The organism is Sediminibacterium sp. (assembly GCF_051861365.1).
Lineage (GTDB): Bacteria > Bacteroidota > Bacteroidia > Chitinophagales > Chitinophagaceae > Sediminibacterium.
This window is the reverse complement of sequence record NZ_JBHYCW010000009.1, coordinates 39,125-51,775: the sequence shown is the minus strand read 5'-3', so window position 1 is coordinate 51,775 and position 12,651 is coordinate 39,125. Positions and strand designations below refer to the sequence as shown.

Genomic DNA, 12,651 nt, shown 5'->3' with positions numbered 1-12,651 from the left:
GAATAGTTTATTTTATAAACCAAATTATAAAAAGAACTTTTTTATCAAAAAAATAATGGATTGATAATCAATGCTTTTAGTATGATTAACAGATCAGAGATGCTCTAAAGCCCATTTTTGAATGGCTGAAAAAACCGGTTTTAGGTTCTTACCCATAGGGGTCAATGTATATTCCACGGTCGGAGGAACCGTCGCGTAAGCAGTTCGCTGTATAATACCATTTGCTTCCAATGCTTTTAACTCTTTCACCAACATGCGGGTATTGATACCTGCTATGGATCTTTCTAGTTCCTTGAATCTTTTTGTACCATCCATGAGAGAATAAAGTATAGCAAATGCCCATTTCCCTCCAATCAGTTCCAGTGTAGTTCTTACAGGACAAACATTTAATTTCTTAACATTTTTTTTCGTTGCCATAATCTCTTGTTTTTCAGTTATGCTTTACTTCGTGTTAGTACTGTACACTGGTGTAACTACTTTCAAATGTAAAGTAATAGGATCATATTTGTTATTCAGATAAAAACATTGATCCAATTTAATCATTAGACTATGGCACAGCTTATCAAAAAAGTGATACAGAACACACAACTCAATTTTACGAATGACTTTCCCGGATTACGCGGTGTGAATATCATGGCCAAGGATTTTGCCATTGAACCTTTTCTTGTATTCACAGAGTTTACAATGGATCAACCGGTATTTGGTCCTCACCCACATGCGGGTATTTCAGTCATGACTTATCTGTTGCCCGATAGCAAAGGAAGCTTTATCAATCGTGACAGTAATGGTGATTTCAGTACCATTGAACCCGGAGGTCTACATATTACCCAAGCAGGGAGTGGCATTCATCATGATGAATTTCCATCAAAAACAGGAGTTGAAACACATGGCTTTCAAATATGGATCAATCATAAAGAAGATCAACGCATGATAAATCCTAAAGCTATGCACGCAAACGCATCAGAGATCATTCAAGTTCAATCAGAAGATGCGATCATAAGTCTGATTCATGGAAAGTTTAACCACAAAGTTTCTTCCTATCAAATGGTTACTGATATCACATTATTACACGTATTTCTACAGCCTGAAAAATCCCTGCAATTGCCTTCTCAGGAAATGGCTTTTTTGTATGGCTTGAAAGGAACGGGTATTACAGATCAACAAATTATCAACCAACAACGATTGATCAATTATGATACAGAAGGAAATACGATTGAAGTAACAGCGGGAAAAGAAGGACTTGAATTTATGTTTGGAACAGGTATTCCACTCAAAGAAAACATAATTTATGGAGGTCCTTTTGTAATGACAACTGCTGCTCAAATGCAAGAAACAAGAAAACGTTATGCAGAGGGCAACATGGGACACCTCGATACTTATTCTACGAAGTAAATTAAACAGAGCTGAAAATGAATCTCAGCTCTGTTTAAAACTAATACTATTGAATAAACCGATCTTTTGCAAATGCCTTCGCATACATTAACAAAGCTCCAATAACCATGATATTCCTAAAAATATTCAACATATCATTACTGCTTTCCGCAGCCCTAGGAATATGAATCAGGAAGATCATCAACAATACATACAAAGCCATCAGTAAAGAAGCCAACTGGTCGTATTTACCGATTAAACAACTCACAATAAAAGCGGTGATCAGCACGCCGGTTGCATAATTCAAAAAAAGTCTTCCGGGAAAAAAAGAGGGTATCATATCAGCACCCACTTGTGGTAATCCGAAATGAAGTCCGGTATATAACAGGAACGACAGAACAAACAGCCATTTACCTGTTGCCAATACTTTTTGCATATGATGTGTATTTAGCGGTTTATATTTCGAATGGCATGATTGGGCGAATTTCTACTGATCCTTTTTCATATTTCAGAATGGGACAGCTTTTTGACCAGTCTGTTACTTCCGCTATACTTTCTGCCTTACAGATCAGATAGCCGGTCAATAAAATCTGTTGCTGAATAAAAGACCCTTTTTGTATCCCTTTCTGATCAACAATGGTTCCATAGAATTCAATCGGCTTACTCGATACCAGTTTTCCCTGCATCGCAATATTGCCGATCCATTGCTGCCACTTGGGCATGTCTTCGAGCATATCTTCCGGTGAATTGATATACTGTCCGTTACCGGATTGATTGTAGAACAATAACAGATACTCTTTCATAATGATGATGATTTAAGTTTGAAAAATGATCATCACAAAAATGAAAAAGCTAATATGGATGGCTCTTGATAAATGTCAATATTTTACAACTTGCCCTTTAATCTGGTATAAGTTTCAGGAGAGATACCAAGATAAGACGCGATCATTTTACTAGATAAGCGAGTGAAAAGTTTAGGCTGATGATCCATCATCCAACGCAAACGTTCCAATGCATCCATCGATACAAAACTATTGATACGATATACTGAGTTAGCATAAGAAAGCTCGAGTATTTGTCTATACATTTTTTCAAATTGAGGGAACCGTGCAGATAAATCCATAAAATGCTCTCGACTGATGCATAACACCTGCGAAGGTTCGGCTGCACGAAAAAATTCCTTGGAGGGTACTTGTTGCAAAAAACTATTGATCTCCATCAACCAGTGTTCTTCTAGAATAAAATCTCTTGTTGTTTCATTACCAACCGCATCGATGGTGAATACTTGAATAACTCCATTTACAATGAAATAACAAGACCTACATAGCTCTCCTTCTCTTAACAAGTAATCATTTCTTTTCAACTCCAGTGGCTGGAAATAAGAGATTACTTCTTCCAATCCCGCTGTATCGGTACCAAGTTTCGCTCTGATATGTTGTTCTAATACCTGATGCATATGTTTACTGATTGAAAGATGCGTAATGAAAGTTACCTAATAATACAGAATGCTGTCAACCCAATGAACAAAAAAGAGGAAGTCTCAAAAGTAAAAAGAAGGCTTTGAGAATCGCCTAAATGAAAACTTTCTCCATCAGGTACCCGAATAAAAAGAGGCTGTATCGGACTTTTGATACAGCCTCTTGTATAACAGTTTAGGACTAATTATTTGTATTGAGGCATCAAGCTCTTCGCCAGTTCAACCATTTTGTTGATACCGTCTTCAGGCAGATTACCTTTTTTGAATTCAGCCAATACATCCGGCAGTTTGTTTTCCATTTCCATGAGGAAGTGTGCTTCAAAGTCTTTTACTTTTTTCACAGCTACTTCACGCAACAAACCTTGTGTACCTAAGTAGATGATCGCTACCTGCTTTTCAACAGAGAATGGAGTGTACTGAGGTTGTTTCAGGATCTCTACGTTACGAGCACCTTTATCCAATACCAGTTTGGTAGCAGCATCCAAATCACCACCGAACTTAGAGAAGGCTTCCATCTCACGATAAAGTGCCTGATCCAGTTTCAGTGTACCTGCTACTTTCTTCATGGATTTGATCTGTGCATTACCACCCACACGGCTTACAGAGATACCTACGTTGATCGCCGGACGGATACCTGCGTTGAACAAGTTACCTTCCAAGAAGATCTGTCCGTCAGTGATAGAAATTACGTTGGTAGGAATATATGCAGAAACGTCACCTGCTTGTGTTTCGATGATCGGCAAAGCAGTCAATGAACCACCACCTTTTACAAGGTGCTTGATAGACTCAGGAAGATCGTTCATGTTTTTAGCAACATCATCGTTAGCGATCACTTTTGCAGCACGCTCTAACAAACGGCTATGCAAGTAGAATACGTCACCAGGATACGCTTCACGTCCCGGAGGTCTTCTCAACAACAGAGAAACTTCACGGTAAGCAACCGCTTGCTTAGACAGATCATCATAAATGATCAAAGCAGGACGACCGGTATCACGGAAGAACTCTCCAATAGCCGCACCAGCGAATGGAGCATAGAACTGTTGAGGAGCCGGATCAGATGCAGATGCAGATACGATAGTAGTATAAGCCATTGCTCCGTTATCAGCCAAAGTCTTCATTACACCTGCAACGGTAGAAGCTTTTTGTCCGATCGCAACATATATACAATATACAGGCTTACCTGCATCGTAAAATTCTTTCTGATTGATGATGGTATCGATACAGATGGCAGTTTTACCGGTCTGACGGTCACCAATTACCAATTCACGCTGACCACGACCTACAGGGATCATTGCATCAATCGCTTTGATACCGGTTTGTAATGGTTCTTTAACCGGCTCACGATAAATTACACCCGGTGCTTTACGCTCCAAAGGCATTTCATATAAATCGCCAGTGATTGGACCTTTACCGTCGATAGGTTCACCAAGGGTATTGATCACACGACCAACCACACCTTCACCTACTTTGATAGAGGCGATTTTACCGGTTCTTTTTACTTTGGCGCCTTCTTTGATTTCACCACTCTCTCCCATCAATACCACACCCACATTGTCTTCTTCAAGATTTAGGGCGATGGCTTTGGTGCCATTTTCAAATTCAACCAGTTCACCACTGCGTACGCCATTCAGGCCATACACACGGGCGATACCGTCACCCACCTGTAATACGGTACCCACTTCTTCTAAATCGGCAGATACATTGAAATTGCTGAGCTGCTGTCTCAGTATCGCTGATATTTCATCGGGTTTAATGTCCACCATACTGTATTCTTTTAATAATGATTGTGTTTGTTATTATCGTAACTGCTGAACGTATAAATTCTGCAGGAACTGTTTTTTAATGTCTTTTAGGTCGCGCAAGATGCTTGCATCAACCAAGTTGTTATTGAATTCCAAAACAAATCCACCGATCAGGCTTTCATCTGTTTTGGTTTCCAATTCTATATTGGCAAAGCTTTTCTCAGCTTTTACTTTCTGCTCGATCGATTTTTTTAATTCTTCGCTTACTGGCACAGCAGTAGTTAATACTACTTTATGAATGCCTTTGATTTCATTGTATTGATCAATGAATGCATTAGCGATCTCATACAAATCTCCTTCACGTCCTTTTTTTACCAATAGCGTATTAAATGCTGCAGTTAACTCACTCACTTTACCATTAGTAACGCTATTGATAATACTATTCTTCTGATCTGCTTTAATAACCGGACTCTTCAGGAGGTTTACAAAATCTCTGCTGCTTTTACAAACAGCCTGCAGGTACTTCATATCTGCGTACACCGTTTCCAGCTGACCTTTCTCTGTTGCGAGGTCAACCAGGCTCTTAGCGTATCTTCCTGCTAAACGTGGATTCTGCATGTATTTTAATTTGAAAATTTGAGAATTTGAAAATTTGAAAATGGCATTTTGGAGATTTGAAAGTTAAAATGAAGTCTTTTCCTCATTTTCAAATTTTCAAATAACCACATTTTCAAATTGGTTTTAATTCAGCTTCACTCCTTCCGCCAACTGCTTGATATAGTTTTCCTGATCAGCTTTGTTAGCAAGTTCTTTACGTAATACTTTTTCTGCTACTTCAACCACTAAAGAACCCACTTGATTCTTAACATCCGTTAAAGCAGCATTTTTTTGCTGATTGATAGCCACTTGAGCATCAGCAACAATTCTATCGTATTCGTTCTTCGCTTTCTCTTTAGCATCAGCAACCATTTTATCAGCAGTTTCTTTTGCTTCTTTGATCATCTGTGCTCTTTCTTCACGGGCTTTTGCCAGTAATGCTTCGTTTTCACTCTGCATAGCAGCGATATCAGCCTTCATTTTATCGGCTTTGCTCAAAGCATCTTCAATTCCTTGTTCACGATCATGAATTGCTTTCAGCATAGGTTTCCATGCGAAAGCACGCAATACAAAGAATAAAACGATGAATGCAATTGTATTCCAAAATACTAATCCGATATCAGGTAATACCAGCGGGTTGATCTCTAATAACATAAACTATGTTTATACAGCGTTTGAAATTTCTTTCTTTGAAAGTTATACGGACCCTTCCGCCCTTTGCATGGGGTCCGTATAAAAAGTTGAACGGATTATCCGTTACCCAACAGGGCAACTACCACCGCAAACAGGGCAACCGCTTCCACGAAAGCCGCAGCAACGATCATGTTTGCACGGATATCGTTAGCAGCTTCCGGCTGACGTGCAATACCTTCTACTGCACCTTTACCGATCTGACCGATACCGATTCCGGCACCGATAGCAGCTAAACCAGCGCCGATTGCGGCAACACTTCCTACTACCATTGTTTTATGTTTTAATTGTGAGTGAAAAAAAGTTTTTATTAATGATGCGCTGCTTCATGGTGATGCTCTTCTGTAGCCATTCCAATATACATAGCGCTCAACATGGTAAAGATGTATGCCTGCAGGAATGCCACAAGCAATTCAATCAATCCAATGAACACTGCAAAAGGAACCGCAATAGCAGATGCAAACACGGTTTTAAATATGAAGATCAGGCAGATTAAGCTCAATACAAGAATGTGACCCGCAGTAATATTCGCAAACAATCGGATCATCAATGAAATGGGTTTGGTGAATACACCAATCAATTCAATAGGTGCTAAGAACAATTTCATGCTCCAGTGCATACCCGGCATCCAGAAAATATGCTCCCAATAACTTTTATTACCATTCAGGTTTACGACGATGAATACGAATACAGCCAAAGTCATTGTGAAGGCAATATTTCCACTCACATTCGCACCACCCGGGAAGAATGGAATCAAACCTAAAAAGTTGTTGATCAGGATCAGGAAGAAAATGGTCAACAAGAAAGGCATGTATTTCGCATACTTGTGACCGATATTGGGTTTCGCCACTTCATCGCGTACAAATAAAACGATGGGCTCCATGAATGACTGCAATCCTTTAGGCGCAGACTTTACACCTCTTTTACGATAAGCACCACCAACAGTCAAGAATACCAATAACAAAATCAGAATTGAAACGAAAAGTGAAGCCACGTTCTTGGTGATAGAAAAATCCCACACTTTGGCAGAAGCGGCTTCGTCTATAGAACCATCCGCATTCACCACTTTGATCTTACCCTCGATGGTTTTATAATTATAACGACCAGCGTACATCGCAGGCTCATGATGTTCGTCCATCAGTTTTGCTGATGAAAATACCTCTAAGCCCTTATCAGAATAAAGGATAACAGGCAGAGGAAGAGTTGTATGACCCCATAAATGCCAGCTGTGGTCGTCTTTAATGTGCTCGAGAATGGTTTCGGTTACATTAAACTCGCCTTCACCATGACCTGCAGCTGCAGATTGAGGCGTTTCATTGGCATATGAAAAAGTAGAAAACAGCAATGTGAAAAGGCTGAAAGTCGCTACCAGTAAAGATTTTACACTCATGCGGGCCATACCTGTCTCGAAATTTGCGGCAAAGATAGGGGTAAAGGGGGTGAAAAAGGAAAGTCTAAGCCGGAAAACAAAGAAAAAAATCAACCTTGATCTTTAGGGTCATTTTTCAATAAGTTTTTGATTTTTTCAAGGTAAATCAAATCCACCTGATCCTTAGGTCTGTTAGCGGCTTTTTTAGACTCCATCAGGTGGTTGATGTGTAAAAAAGGCACTTTTATATCGTTAATTTCAGCAATAGAAGCTTTGGCCAGACATTCATCAAATCCAAAACCTTCCAACCCTTTCACATCTACCATTAAATCCAGCCGAAAACCGTTATTTAGGTTAAAATGAGTCCAACCGGGTATAATCTGAAGTGTTTCCAACATGAAATAATCGACCTGACTGTATTTTTTCATGGCTTTTCGAAAATTCAAACGGTTTTCCGGGGTATCTTTAATCCAAACATCAATGTCATCTGTAGTTCGCTGAAAGCCGTGCAAATTGGTAGCCACTCCACCAATCATGATGTAAAGAACACCCGCCTCATTCAAAGACGACCAGAATTCTAATAAATCTTCGTCAAATACATCCATAATTATTTAGGTTGGTCAGTATCATTGATTGGCTGATGACTAATTTTTGCTTTACTGAACATCAAATTCATTTTAATGAGTTTGGTCATCACTTTAAACCTTTCCGTATGAGTTCTCTTAAGAGCGCGCAATAATTGTTGCTCTTCTTCTGAAGGTCCGTATGAATAGTGCGACTCTTCTACTTTTGAAGATTCATTTTGGGGAATCATATTTTGAGAAGAATGATCTGCCATTTTATACCAATGCAGTCTTCTTTTTTTCAAACTGCATCTCATGCAATTTAGCATAAAATCCGCCCATGAGCAAGAGTTCATCATGACTGCCGATCTCTTTAATCTCACCCTTATCCAACACGATAATTTTATCTGCTTTGCGTATAGTAGAAAGTCTGTGAGCAATCACGATAGACGTTCTGCCTGAGATGAGTTTATCGATGGCTTTTTCAATCAGCATTTCACTTTCCGTATCAATGGAAGATGTGGCTTCATCCAATATCAAAATAGAGGGATTGTATAACAAAGCTCTGATAAAGGAAAGCAATTGTCTTTGTCCCAAACTCAACGTGCTGCCTCTTTCCATCACATTGTAATCATATCCACCGGGCAATTGCATAATGAAATCATGCACGCCTATCAGCTTTGCAGCTTCTACCACTTGCTCTTTATGAATAGATGGATCGCGAAGTGTAATATTATCCATTACAGAACCGGAAAAAAGAAACACATCTTGCAAAACCACACCCATGCTTTTTCTTAAACGGTCAATATCATAGTCATTGATATTTACCCCATCAATTCTGATCACTCCTTTTTGGATATGATATAATCTATTCAGTAAACTGATAATAGATGTTTTGCCACTACCGGTATGCCCAACCAACGCTACCGTTTCACCGGCTTTCACTTGGAAGCTGATATTTTTCAACACAAAGTTTCCATCTACATAAGCAAATGATACTTGTTCAAAATCAATATCCCCTTTAATATGAGTTGGCTGAAAATTACCATGATCTTTTACACTCAATTCATCACTATTGTCTAATACTTTGAACACTCTTTCAGCAGCTACCATCCCCATTTGCAAGACATTAAACTTATCTGCAATCACACGTAATGGACGAAATATCTGATTCAGGTATAAAATGAATGCCATTAACAATCCTGCATCCAATGATTTTCCAGCGATCCACCATACGAGTAATCCGGTGCTTAAAGCAAGTACTACTTCCACAATTGGGAAAAAAACAGAATACGCAAAAATGGCTTTGATATTGGCATTCCGATGTTCTGCATTGATTTTTTTAAATTTATGCATCTCCCGCTCTTCCGCAGCAAAAGCTTGCACTACTTGCATTCCCGTAATATGCTCTTGAACAAAAGCATTCAAACTAGCGACCGCATTTCTAACCTTGATAAAACTTTTGTTTACACTTTCTTTAAAATAATAAGTAGCAATGATCATGATTGGAAAGGGTGCCAGACTAATCAATGTCAACCGCCAATCCATCCAAAACATCGTTGCCAGTGTGATGATGATGGTAAGCAAATCTGCTATGATCGGAATAAGACCATCTGAAAAAATATCATTGATGCGTTCTATATCATCAATGGTTCTGGTGGTAAGCGTACCGATAGGAGTTTTGTCGAACTGACGAAGATTTAACCCAAGTATCTTTTTATACACCGCAATACGCATATCCTTTACCACATGTTGTCCCATGGATGCAGTAATAAAGCTGAAAATGAATCGGATCGATGTTTCCACTACCAGGAATACGATCTGAAAAAGCGTTACCGAAATAATAAATCGACTGGCATCCGAGAGATCGGTATTGAACAGAACCGTTTCAAGCCATCCGGGAATCTGCACAGACTTACCGGTTGCCGTATCCACCGTTAACTGAATCAGATAGGGTCTGATGGGTGCAAATAAAGCCATTACCACAGCCAAAATCAAACTGAGATAGAACATTCCTCTATAAGGCCTCACAAAATGGAATACCCTGCCTAGTAAGGAAAAATCAAATACCTTTTTTTTACTCGTTTCAGTCATGACAGTTGCCAAAGGTAACAACAAAGGCTTGGCAGTGTTTACCGATGCTGTAATTTTTGGGAATCACAGTCCATGGTCGATGGTCCATAGTCCATGGCGTATGGTTCATGGCGTATAGTCGATAGTCCATGTCCTGTAATAAATACTTTATTCTTTACTTATATGAATACAAGCGACGCTTGTACATTCCCATTTTCCTACCATATGCTATGGACCATGGACTATACGCTGTGGACTATTGACCATGGACGATCGACTACACACATCCCATTTTCCCTACCATAAGCCATGAACAATAAGCCATTTGCTATGGACCATAAGCCATCGACTATTCGTATATTCGTAGTCAGATATGGAGCAAGCGAAAGATACGACTGCGGAGGTGGTGTTACCTCGTTATAACCTGAACCCAGATCAGGAAAAAAATGAAATATTAAGGCATTACCGCGCCCTTTTGAGAAGCTTGAAATCAAAGCTAAAGAAAGGCGATAAGGAATTGGTACGTCATGCTTTTCAAATGGCCGCCGATGCGCATAAAACCATGCGAAGAAAAAGTGGCGAACCCTATATTCTTCATCCCATAGCCGTTGCCATGATTTGTGTGGAAGAAATCGGACTAGGGGTAAGAAGTACCATTTGTGCTTTGCTACATGATACGGTTGAAGACACAGATATATCGCTGGAAGATATCGAACGTGAATTCGGAACAGAGATCGCAAGAATTGTGGATGGTCTGACCAAGATCTCCACCGTAATGGATACCAATACTTCTCAACAGGCTGAGAATTTTAAGAAAATCCTTTTAACACTTACTGATGATCCGCGTGTGATCCTGATCAAACTGGCAGACCGCTTACACAATATGCGTACGCTGGATCATATGAAACGCGAAAAACAGTTGAAGATCGCATCAGAAACGGTTTGGGTGTATGCTCCATTGGCACACCGGATGGGATTGTACAATATCAAGACCGAGTTGGAAGACCTGTCCATGAAATACATGGAGCCGGAAGCCTATCGGGATATTGCTAAAAAACTTGCAGAAACCAAACGCGAAAGAACCCGTTACATCAATGAGTTTATTCGTCCCATAAAAGAAAAAATGCAGGCCGCCAATTTCAATTTTGAAATTTATGGTCGCCCAAAAAGTATTCATTCTATTTGGAACAAGATCAAAAAGAAGGGCGTTGCTTTTGAGGAAGTATATGATTTGTTCGCTATTCGTGTAATACTGGACTCACCTACTGAAAAAGAAAAAGAGGATTGCTGGAAAGTCTATTCCATGATCACGGATGAATACATGCCTTCGCCTGAACGTTTACGTGATTGGTTGAGCAATCCCAAAAGCAATGGTTATGAAGCTTTACATACGACTGTAATGGGACCTCAAGGTAAATGGGTAGAAGTACAAATTCGTACCAAGCGTATGAATGAGATTGCAGAAAAAGGTTTGGCAGCCCATTACAAATACAAAGAAGGTAATAATGAGGAAGACAGATTTGATAAATGGTTTGGTCAGATCAGGGAAGTATTGAGTACACAGGATACAGAAGGAGTCGACTTCTTACAGGATTTCAAAACATCTTTTCTAGCCGAAGAAATTTATGTGTATACTCCAAAAGGTGAAGTGAAAATGTTGCCGATGGGAAGTACGGCGTTGGATTTCGCTTTCTCTATTCACTCAGCCATCGGTAGTAAATGTATTGGTGCCAAAGTACATCATAAACTGGTGCCTATCAGCCATAAATTAAGAAGTGGTGACCAGATTGAGATCATTACCAGTAATAAACAAAAACCATCCGAAGACTGGCTGGGCTTTGTAGTAACGGCGAAGGCGAGAAATAAAATCAAAGATGCTTTAAGAGAAGAAAAACGAAAAGTAGCGGAAGATGGTAAATACCTGCTCCAAAGAAAACTGGAAAGCATGGGTGCAGCATATAGCCAATACAATATTGAAGAACTGGTTCAATTTTATAAACTTCCTTCATCACTGGATCTGCATTATAGAATCGCTACCAAGGTTCTCGATCTAAAAGAGCTGAAAGACTTCCAGGTATTGGGCGATAAAATAGAAATCCCCAAACCCAAACCTGTGATCCAGGAAATCATTACGGATCCGGTACAAAAAACATATAGTAAAAAAGAATCTGAGCTCATCATTTTCGGGGAAAGCAGTGATAAGATCATGTACACCCTCGCTAAATGCTGTAATCCTATACCTGGAGATGATGTGTTTGGTTTTGTTAGCACCGGTAAAGGGTTAATTATACATCGAACCGGTTGTCCAAATGCAGCACAATTACTCGCGAATTATGGCCATAGGGTTGTAAAAACCAAGTGGGCTAAGAACAAAGAAATCTCATTCCTTACCGGACTCAAAATCATTGGGTTGGATGATGTGGGCGTGGTCAATAAAATCACCAACGTCATTAGCGGCGACCTTCGGATTAATATTGCAGGCTTGACCATTGAATCCAGTGAGGGCTTATTTGAAGGAACGATCAAAATATTTGTACACGATAAAGAGGAATTGGAAGAATTGGTTGAAAGACTTAAATCACTCAATGGTATCCAAAGAGTGGATCGATTTGATACGGAAAATGAGAAGTGATGAGAGGGTTGATAGTTGTTAGTTGACAGTTGACAGGAAAACCAGTCTTTCTTATTTCTGTCAACTGTCAACTAACAACTGTGAACTTTATCCTCCCAAAAATATTCTTCCCAAAACCCCAAACTATCTCCTATTTT

General features: G+C 39.5%; 14 protein-coding genes. 2 read left to right on the top strand and 12 right to left on the bottom strand.

Annotated elements, in window-relative coordinates; genetic code table 11:
• Positions 1-93: 93 nt before the first annotated feature.
• Positions 94-417, bottom strand: coding sequence for a winged helix-turn-helix transcriptional regulator (locus ACTIEV_RS05850; RefSeq protein ID WP_322195564.1), 324 nt, complete (start codon positions 415-417; stop codon positions 94-96).
• A 132-nt stretch (positions 418-549) separates the two neighbouring features.
• Between ACTIEV_RS05850 and ACTIEV_RS05845 the strand changes: the two genes are divergently transcribed.
• On the top strand, positions 550-1,392 hold the full coding sequence (locus tag ACTIEV_RS05845; protein WP_322195565.1) for a pirin family protein: 843 nt from the start codon (positions 550-552) through the stop codon (positions 1,390-1,392).
• 46 nt (positions 1,393-1,438) lie between these two features.
• Here the strand turns inward: ACTIEV_RS05845 and ACTIEV_RS05840 are convergent, their stop codons facing one another.
• From ACTIEV_RS05840 to ACTIEV_RS05790, 11 genes are all read right to left on the bottom strand, one after another.
• Positions 1,439-1,807, bottom strand: coding sequence for a hypothetical protein (locus ACTIEV_RS05840; protein ID WP_322195567.1), 369 nt, complete (start codon positions 1,805-1,807; stop codon positions 1,439-1,441).
• A gap of 19 nt (positions 1,808-1,826) precedes the next feature.
• Positions 1,827-2,174 (bottom strand): YciI family protein, encoded by a 348-nt coding sequence (locus ACTIEV_RS05835; RefSeq protein ID WP_322195568.1) that lies wholly within the window; start codon positions 2,172-2,174, stop codon positions 1,827-1,829.
• Positions 2,175-2,257: 83 nt separating this feature from the next.
• Complete coding sequence (locus ACTIEV_RS05830; RefSeq protein ID WP_322195569.1) at positions 2,258-2,827, bottom strand: Crp/Fnr family transcriptional regulator; 570 nt, start codon at positions 2,825-2,827, stop codon at positions 2,258-2,260.
• A gap of 206 nt (positions 2,828-3,033) precedes the next feature.
• Positions 3,034-4,611, bottom strand: a complete 1,578-nt coding sequence (gene atpA / locus ACTIEV_RS05825) for a F0F1 ATP synthase subunit alpha (protein WP_322195570.1) — start codon at positions 4,609-4,611, stop codon at positions 3,034-3,036.
• Between the two features lie 33 nt (positions 4,612-4,644).
• The gene (atpH, locus tag ACTIEV_RS05820; RefSeq protein WP_322195571.1) at positions 4,645-5,208 is read right to left on the bottom strand and encodes an ATP synthase F1 subunit delta; all 564 of its coding nucleotides are present in this window, start codon (positions 5,206-5,208) and stop codon (positions 4,645-4,647) included.
• A 123-nt stretch (positions 5,209-5,331) separates the two neighbouring features.
• A complete protein-coding gene (gene atpF / locus ACTIEV_RS05815; RefSeq protein ID WP_322195572.1) occupies positions 5,332-5,841 on the bottom strand; it encodes a F0F1 ATP synthase subunit B in 510 nt (169 codons plus the stop codon).
• A 95-nt stretch (positions 5,842-5,936) separates the two neighbouring features.
• Entirely contained in the window at positions 5,937-6,149 is a 213-nt protein-coding gene (gene atpE, locus ACTIEV_RS05810) for an ATP synthase F0 subunit C (protein ID WP_026768996.1), read from the bottom strand.
• 38 nt (positions 6,150-6,187) lie between these two features.
• Positions 6,188-7,276, bottom strand: a complete 1,089-nt coding sequence (atpB, locus tag ACTIEV_RS05805) for a F0F1 ATP synthase subunit A (protein ID WP_322195573.1) — start codon at positions 7,274-7,276, stop codon at positions 6,188-6,190.
• Positions 7,277-7,356: 80 nt separating this feature from the next.
• Positions 7,357-7,851 (bottom strand): nucleotidyltransferase, encoded by a 495-nt coding sequence (locus ACTIEV_RS05800; RefSeq protein ID WP_322195574.1) that lies wholly within the window; start codon positions 7,849-7,851, stop codon positions 7,357-7,359.
• A 2-nt stretch (positions 7,852-7,853) separates the two neighbouring features.
• A complete protein-coding gene (locus ACTIEV_RS05795; RefSeq protein ID WP_439516240.1) occupies positions 7,854-8,084 on the bottom strand; it encodes a hypothetical protein in 231 nt (76 codons plus the stop codon).
• Between the two features lies 1 nt (position 8,085).
• The gene (locus tag ACTIEV_RS05790) at positions 8,086-9,903 is read right to left on the bottom strand and encodes an ABC transporter ATP-binding protein (protein ID WP_322195575.1); all 1,818 of its coding nucleotides are present in this window, start codon (positions 9,901-9,903) and stop codon (positions 8,086-8,088) included.
• Positions 9,904-10,255: 352 nt separating this feature from the next.
• Between ACTIEV_RS05790 and ACTIEV_RS05785 the strand changes: the two genes are divergently transcribed.
• A complete protein-coding gene (locus tag ACTIEV_RS05785; protein WP_322195576.1) occupies positions 10,256-12,514 on the top strand; it encodes a RelA/SpoT family protein in 2,259 nt (752 codons plus the stop codon).
• Positions 12,515-12,651 lie beyond the last annotated feature (137 nt).

Bases quoted from the DNA above. Each gene is read 5' to 3' on its own strand.
- ACTIEV_RS05850 (WP_322195564.1), bottom strand. From the start codon at position 417: ATGGCAACGAAAAAAAATGTTAAGAAATTAAATGTTTGTCCTGTAAGA.
- ACTIEV_RS05845 (WP_322195565.1), top strand. From the start codon at position 550: ATGGCACAGCTTATCAAAAAAGTGATACAGAACACACAACTCAATTTT.
- ACTIEV_RS05840 (WP_322195567.1), bottom strand. From the start codon at position 1,807: ATGCAAAAAGTATTGGCAACAGGTAAATGGCTGTTTGTTCTGTCGTTC.
- ACTIEV_RS05835 (WP_322195568.1), bottom strand. From the start codon at position 2,174: ATGAAAGAGTATCTGTTATTGTTCTACAATCAATCCGGTAACGGACAG.
- ACTIEV_RS05830 (WP_322195569.1), bottom strand. From the start codon at position 2,827: ATGCATCAGGTATTAGAACAACATATCAGAGCGAAACTTGGTACCGAT.
- atpA (WP_322195570.1), bottom strand. From the start codon at position 4,611: ATGGTGGACATTAAACCCGATGAAATATCAGCGATACTGAGACAGCAG.
- atpH (WP_322195571.1), bottom strand. From the start codon at position 5,208: ATGCAGAATCCACGTTTAGCAGGAAGATACGCTAAGAGCCTGGTTGAC.
- atpF (WP_322195572.1), bottom strand. From the start codon at position 5,841: ATGTTATTAGAGATCAACCCGCTGGTATTACCTGATATCGGATTAGTA.
- atpE (WP_026768996.1), bottom strand. From the start codon at position 6,149: ATGGTAGTAGGAAGTGTTGCCGCAATCGGCGCTGGTTTAGCTGCTATC.
- atpB (WP_322195573.1), bottom strand. From the start codon at position 7,276: ATGGCCCGCATGAGTGTAAAATCTTTACTGGTAGCGACTTTCAGCCTT.
- ACTIEV_RS05800 (WP_322195574.1), bottom strand. From the start codon at position 7,851: ATGGATGTATTTGACGAAGATTTATTAGAATTCTGGTCGTCTTTGAAT.
- ACTIEV_RS05795 (WP_439516240.1), bottom strand. From the start codon at position 8,084: ATGGCAGATCATTCTTCTCAAAATATGATTCCCCAAAATGAATCTTCA.
- ACTIEV_RS05790 (WP_322195575.1), bottom strand. From the start codon at position 9,903: ATGACTGAAACGAGTAAAAAAAAGGTATTTGATTTTTCCTTACTAGGC.
- ACTIEV_RS05785 (WP_322195576.1), top strand. From the start codon at position 10,256: ATGGAGCAAGCGAAAGATACGACTGCGGAGGTGGTGTTACCTCGTTAT.